This window comes from Symbiopectobacterium sp. (assembly GCF_047692315.1).
GTDB lineage: Bacteria > Pseudomonadota > Gammaproteobacteria > Enterobacterales > Enterobacteriaceae > Symbiopectobacterium.
In genome coordinates this window covers 1-5,207 of record NZ_JBLLJS010000008.1, presented here as the reverse complement: position 1 = coordinate 5,207, position 5,207 = coordinate 1, and the positions used below count along the sequence as shown (strand labels likewise).

General features: G+C 52.0%; 1 tRNA gene and 2 rRNA genes. All 3 read left to right on the top strand.

What is annotated here, in order from left to right:
* Positions 1-188: 188 nt before the first annotated feature.
* The 3 genes from ACMZI0_RS02925 to ACMZI0_RS02915 all read left to right on the top strand — a co-directional run bounded on the left by ACMZI0_RS02925 (position 189) and on the right by ACMZI0_RS02915 (position 5,046).
* Positions 189-1,730 (top strand): 16S ribosomal RNA (locus tag ACMZI0_RS02925).
* 149 nt (positions 1,731-1,879) lie between these two features.
* A tRNA-Glu gene (locus ACMZI0_RS02920) sits at positions 1,880-1,955 on the top strand.
* Between the two features lie 185 nt (positions 1,956-2,140).
* Positions 2,141-5,046 (top strand): 23S ribosomal RNA (locus ACMZI0_RS02915).
* Together the 16S and 23S rRNA genes with 1 tRNA gene alongside form the textbook arrangement of a ribosomal RNA operon.
* Positions 5,047-5,207: the final 161 nt, after the last annotated feature.

Below are 5,207 nucleotides of genomic sequence, written 5' to 3'. Positions count from 1 at the left end.
TACGGTAGATGTGGCAACGCTCTTTAACAATTAATCAGACAATCTGTGTGGGCACTCACAGGACTTTATCGTAAAGCCTACGGGCTTAAAAAATAAAAGTCTTGAAGAGTGAACAACAGTTAATTCATTACGAACTAACAGTAAAATTCTTTGAGCATCGCTTCACTTGTTGAAGCAAATCAAACTTTAAATTGAAGAGTTTGATCATGGCTCAGATTGAACGCTGGCGGCAGGCCTAACACATGCAAGTCGAGCGGCAGCAGGGGGAAGCTTGCTTCCCCGCCGGCGAGCGGCGGACGGGTGAGTAATGTCTGGGAAACTGCCTGATGGAGGGGGATAACTACTGGAAACGGTAGCTAATACCGCATAACGTCTTCGGACCAAAGCGGGGGACCTTCGGGCCTCGTGCCATCAGATGTGCCCAGATGGGATTAGCCAGTAGGTGGGGTAATGGCTCACCTAGGCGACGATCCCTAGCTGGTCTGAGAGGATGACCAGCCACACTGGAACTGAGACACGGTCCAGACTCCTACGGGAGGCAGCAGTGGGGAATATTGCACAATGGGCGCAAGCCTGATGCAGCCATGCCGCGTGTGTGAAGAAGGCCTTCGGGTTGTAAAGCACTTTCAGCGAGGAGGAAGGCAGTAAGGTTAATAACCTTGCTGATTGACGTTACTTGCAGAAGAAGCACCGGCTAACTCCGTGCCAGCAGCCGCGGTAATACGGAGGGTGCAAGCGTTAATCGGAATGACTGGGCGTAAAGCGCACGCAGGCGGTTTGTTAAGTTGGATGTGAAATCCCCGGGCTTAACCTGGGAACTGCATTCAAGACTGGCAAGCTAGAGTCTCGTAGAGGGGGGTAGAATTCCAGGTGTAGCGGTGAAATGCGTAGAGATCTGGAGGAATACCGGTGGCGAAGGCGGCCCCCTGGACGAAGACTGACGCTCAGGTGCGAAAGCGTGGGGAGCAAACAGGATTAGATACCCTGGTAGTCTACGCTGTAAACGATGTCGATTTGGAGGTTGTGCCCTTGAGGTGTGGCTTCCGGAGCTAACGCGTTAAATCGACCGCCTGGGGAGTACGGCCGCAAGGTTAAAACTCAAATGAATTGACGGGGGCCCGCACAAGCGGTGGAGCATGTGGTTTAATTCGATGCAACGCGAAGAACCTTACCTACTCTTGACATCCAGAGAACTTGGCAGAGATGCCTTGGTGCCTTCGGGAACTCTGAGACAGGTGCTGCATGGCTGTCGTCAGCTCGTGTTGTGAAATGTTGGGTTAAGTCCCGCAACGAGCGCAACCCTTATCCTTTGTTGCCAGCGATTCGGTCGGGAACTCAAAGGAGACTGCCAGTGATAAACTGGAGGAAGGTGGGGATGACGTCAAGTCATCATGGCCCTTACGAGTAGGGCTACACACGTGCTACAATGGCGTATACAAAGAGAAGCGACCTCGCGAGAGCAAGCGGACCTCATAAAGTACGTCGTAGTCCGGATTGGAGTCTGCAACTCGGCTCCATGAAGTCGGAATCGCTAGTAATCGTAGATCAGAATGCTACGGTGAATACGTTCCCGGGCCTTGTACACACCGCCCGTCACACCATGGGAGTGGGTTGCAAAAGAAGTCGGTAGCTTAACCTTCGGGAGGGCGCTTACCACTTTGTGATTCATGACTGGGGTGAAGTCGTAACAAGGTAACCGTAGGGGAACCTGCGGTTGGATCACCTCCTTACCTAATGATACTGATTCTGTGTAGTGTTCACACAGATTGTCCGATGAAAGTAAAAAGCAAAGCGTTTACGCGTTGGGAATAGTAATGGGAAAACATTGCTTGCTCTTGCACGAAAATGTCACGCGTCAGCGTGAGATGAAAATTTTCGTGTCCCCTTCGTCTAGAGGCCCAGGACACCGCCCTTTCACGGCGGTAACAGGGGTTCGAATCCCCTAGGGGACGCCACTTGTGGTGATGAGTGAAAGGCGTTGCCACCAATACTTCAGAGTGTACTGTTTGACAGTATGCTGCGAAGTATTTTGCTCTTTAACAATCTGGAACAAGCTGAAAATTGAAACGAGCAATATTGGTTCACTACCAATATTGTGATTCTCTCAAGCCTGCACATCCGAAACATTTTCGGGTTGTGAGGTTAAGTGAATAAGCGTACACGGTGGATGCCTAGGCAGTCAGAGGCGATGAAGGGCGTGCTAATCTGCGAAAAGCGTCGGTAAGCTGATATGAAGCGTTATAACCGGCGATACCCGAATGGGGAAACCTAGTGTGATTCGTCACACTATCATTAACTGAATCCATAGGTTAATGAGGCGAACCGGGGGAACTGAAACATCTCAGTACCCCGAGGAAAAGAAATTAACCGAGATTCCCCCAGTAGCGGCGAGCGAACGGGGAGGAGCCCAGAGCCTGAATCAGCTTGTGCATCAGTGGAAGCGTCTGGAAAGTCGCGCAACAAAGGGTGATAGCCCCGTACACAAAGATGCACAGGTTGTGAGCTCGATGAGTAGGGCGGGACACGTGTTATCCTGTCTGAATATGGGGGGACCATCCTCCAAGGCTAAATACTCCTGACTGACCGATAGTGAACCAGTACCGTGAGGGAAAGGCGAAAAGAACCCCGGCGAGGGGAGTGAAATAGAACCTGAAACCGTGTACGTACAAGCAGTGGGAGCACCCTTTGGGGTGTGACTGCGTACCTTTTGTATAATGGGTCAGCGACTTATATTCTGTAGCAAGGTTAACCGAATAGGGGAGCCGTAGGGAAACCGAGTCTTAACTGGGCGTTAAGTTGCAGGGTATAGACCCGAAACCCGGTGATCTAGCCATGGGCAGGTTGAAGGTTGGGTAACACTAACTGGAGGACCGAACCGACTAATGTTGAAAAATTAGCGGATGACTTGTGGCTGGGGGTGAAAGGCCAATCAAACCGGGAGATAGCTGGTTCTCCCCGAAAGCTATTTAGGTAGCGCCTCGTGAACTCATCTTCGGGGGTAGAGCACTGTTTCGACTAGGGGGTCATCCCGACTTACCAACCCGATGCAAACTACGAATACCGAAGAATGTTATCACGGGAGACACACGGCGGGTGCTAACGTTCGTCGTGAAGAGGGAAACAACCCAGACCGCCAGCTAAGGTCCCAAAGTCATGGTTAAGTGGGAAACGATGTGGGAAGGCCCAGACAGCCAGGATGTTGGCTTAGAAGCAGCCATCATTTAAAGAAAGCGTAATAGCTCACTGGTCGAGTCGGCCTGCGCGGAAGATGTAACGGGGCTAAACCATGCATCGAAGCTGCGGCAGCGACGCTTAGGTGTTGTTGGGTAGGGGAGCGTTCTGTAAGCCGTTGAAGGTGAACTGTGAGGTTTGCTGGAGGTATCAGAAGTGCGAATGCTGACATAAGTAACGATAAAGCGGGTGAAAAACCCGCTCGCCGGAAGACCAAGGGTTCCTGTCCAACGTTAATCGGGGCAGGGTGAGTCGACCCCTAAGGCGAGGCCGAAAGGCGTAGTCGATGGGAAACAGGTTAATATTCCTGTACTTGGTGTTACTGCGAAGGGGGGACGGAGAAGGCTATGTCATCCGGGCGACGGTTGTCCCGGTTTAAGCGTGTAGGTGGGTGACTTTGGTAAATCCGGGTCATTATAACACTGAGGCGTGATGACGAGGTACTACGGTACTGAAGTGACAGATGCCCAGCTTCCAGGAAAAGCCTCTAAGCATCAGGTAACATTGAATCGTACCCCAAACCGACACAGGTGGTTAGGTAGAGAATACCAAGGCGCTTGAGAGAACTCGGGTGAAGGAACTAGGCAAAGTGGTGCCGTAACTTCGGGAGAAGGCACGCTGTGCGAGGTGTAGAGACTTGCTCTTGAAGCCTTGCGCAGTCGCAGATACCAGCTGGCTGCAACTGTTTAATAAAAACACAGCACTGTGCAAACACGAAAGTGGACGTATACGGTGTGACGCCTGCCCGGTGCTGGAAGGTTAATTGATGGGGTTATCCGTAAGGAGAAGCTCTTGATCGAAGCCCCAGTAAACGGCGGCCGTAACTATAACGGTCCTAAGGTAGCGAAATTCCTTGTCGGGTAAGTTCCGACCTGCACGAATGGCGTAATGATGGCCAGGCTGTCTCCACCCGAGACTCAGTGAAATTGAACTCGCTGTGAAGATGCAGTGTACCCGCGGCAAGACGGAAAGACCCCGTGAACCTTTACTATAGCTTGACACTGAACCTTGAGCCTTGATGTGTAGGATAGGTGGGAGGCTTTGAAGTGTGGGCGCCAGTCTGCATGGAGCCAACCTTGAAATACCACCCTTTAATGTTTGATGTTCTAACCTGGGCCCGTAATCCGGGCTGGGGACAGTGTCTGGTGGGTAGTTTGACTGGGGCGGTCTCCTCCCAAAGAGTAACGGAGGAGCACGAAGGTTAGCTAATCCTGGTCGGACATCAGGAGGTTAGTGCAAAGGCATAAGCTAGCTTGACTGCGAGAGTGACAGCTCGAGCAGGTACGAAAGTAGGTCTTAGTGATCCGGTGGTTCTGAATGGAAGGGCCATCGCTCAACGGATGAAAGGTACTCCGGGGATAACAGGCTGATACCGCCCAAGAGTTCATATCGACGGCGGTGTTTGGCACCTCGATGTCGGCTCATCACATCCTGGGGCTGAAGTAGGTCCCAAGGGTATGGCTGTTCGCCATTTAAAGTGGTACGCGAGCTGGGTTTAGAACGTCGTGAGACAGTTTGGTCCCTATCTGCCGTGGGCGTTGGAGAATTGAGGGGGGTTGCTCCTAGTACGAGAGGACCGGAGTGAACGCACCACTGGTGTTCGGGTTGTCATGCCAATGGCATTGCCCGGTAGCTACGTGCGGAAGAGATAAGTGCTGAAAGCATCTAAGCACGAAACTTGCCCCGAGATGAGTTCTCCCTTGGACTTTGAGTCCACTGAAAGGCCGTTGAAGACGACGACGTAGATAGGTCGGGTGTGTAAGCGCTGCGAGGCGTTGAGCTAACCGGTACTAATGACCTGTGAGGCTTAACCTTACAACGCCGAAGGTGTTTTGGTGTGGGTGAAGAGAATCTAGCTCGTTCAAGTAAGCTTGTTGACAGATTGGCATTCATGGCTGAGAAGCGGTGGATGTAAAACAGAATATGCCTGGCGGCGATAGCGCGGTGGTCCCACCTGACCCCATGCCGAACTCAGA